This is a genomic window from Streptomyces sp. NPDC046203 (assembly GCF_040646255.1).
Lineage (GTDB): Bacteria > Actinomycetota > Actinomycetes > Streptomycetales > Streptomycetaceae > Streptomyces.
On the sequence record NZ_JBEYZX010000102.1, the window covers coordinates 1 to 1,539 of the forward strand.

General features: G+C 71.3%; 2 protein-coding genes and 1 pseudogene. All 3 read right to left on the reverse strand.

Going from position 1 to position 1,539, the window contains the following annotated elements; translation table 11 throughout:
- Positions 1-80, reverse strand: a pseudogene (locus ABZ990_RS31120) (hypothetical protein); the annotation flags it as partial.
- Between the two features lie 55 nt (positions 81-135).
- Positions 136-441: a putative quinol monooxygenase gene (locus ABZ990_RS31125; protein WP_361238956.1), complete on the reverse strand. Its 306-nt coding sequence runs from the start codon at positions 439-441 to the stop codon at positions 136-138.
- A 280-nt stretch (positions 442-721) separates the two neighbouring features.
- Positions 722-1,192, reverse strand: a complete 471-nt coding sequence (locus ABZ990_RS31130) for a MarR family transcriptional regulator (RefSeq protein WP_361238959.1) — start codon at positions 1,190-1,192, stop codon at positions 722-724.
- Positions 1,193-1,539: the final 347 nt, after the last annotated feature.

Genomic DNA, 1,539 nt, shown 5'->3' on the forward strand with positions numbered 1-1,539 from the left:
GTGCGGTGGTTGGTCGCCGAGGCGATGAACTCGTTGATCAGATAGCCCTCGGAGCCCATCACCTCGACGCCGTCGTAGCCGGCCTCCCGGGCCCCGCCGTACGGCCGGTGGCCCGAGGGGTGCCGGCCGGTTTTGTCACGCCGGAGTCGGCGCCGCCACGCTCGTGCCGCGCAGCAGCCAGGTCGGGCCCTCGGCCCAGGCGCCGACCGTCTCGAAGAAGCGGGCGAAGTGCGGCCCCTGGCAGTGGGTGTCGAACGCGGCCTCGTCGTCGTACGCCTCGTACAGGTGGAAGCGGTCGGGGTCGTCCGCGTCGGCGACGAGGTCGAAGGCGCGCGTGCCGGGCTCGTGGGCGAGCGACTGGCGCCCGTCCTCCAGCGCGGCGTCGATGAAGTCCTGGCGCCGTTCGGCGGGCACGTGGAACGAGACGGCGACGGTGTACATGGTGTCCTCACTTCGGTGGGAGGGGTGCGGGAGGGGGCCGGCCGTGGCGGCGGGCCGCCTCGGCGGAGCCAGCGGGCGCCATCCGCGGGTCGAGCGGGCGACAGGCCCGGGACGGACTGTCGAGGCTCCTTGACCGAAGGGTGATGCGCCCGGCGACAGTAAGGTATCGATCTGGTGTAAGGGACCTTATGTTATGGGCGAAGGTCGCTCCCGCCCCGAATCCGGGACGGGAGCGGTGGGAAGGGGAGGGGGTGGGTGGCACCCCCCGACCGCTTTTCGGCTACTTCTTGGCGGTGGTGGGCTTGGAGGTGGCGGGCTTGAAGGCGGCCAGCGCCGCCGAGCACGCGTCGAGCCGGGCCAGGAACTCCGCGGCCTCGCTCGGCCCGAAACGGCCGGTCAGCAGGTCCTCGACTCCCTTGACCGCCTCGTCGGCGCGGCGGATCAGTGAGCCGCCGGTCCGGGTGAGGTGGGCCTCGAGGATGTTCAGGTGGATCGGATGAGGCCGGCGTTCGACCAGGCCCCGGCCCTCCAGGGTGGAGAGGACGGATGACATCGTCTGTGGTGTGACCATGCCGCGGCGCGCGAGAGCCGCCCCCGACAGTCCCGGCTGCTGCTGCAGGGCGAGGAGCACGTTGTACTGCGGGACATTGATCTTGAACGGTCGGAGCGCGGCATGCTTGGCGGAGGTGAGTTCCTGCTCCACCCGCTTGATGCGGTCCCCGATGCGTTCTTCCATCGCCGATGACGCCATACCCGAAGGTTACCCACATATCTCTTATTGGTGCACGGCATCTGAGAACAGTCTGGTTTCGGATACATATCGTTGTTCCGATGGTGCGCGTGGCGCGCTGATCAGCGGCGTCGCGGAGCTGCGCCCGCCGGTGCCGTGATGTCCGGTCGACGTCCGGCCGGTTGAAGCGGGTGTCGGACGGGGCGTATTCGTCGATCCGGCGCGGGGCCGCGTCGGCGCGCCCGAGATCAGGGCCGCGTCAGGGCCGTCGGGTGTCGGCGTGCGCGCCCGGGTGGAGTCATGCCCCCCCCGCACGTACGCGCCAGGGCCGGGGGGGGGGGGGGGGGGGGCCGCGGGGAGGGCGGCGC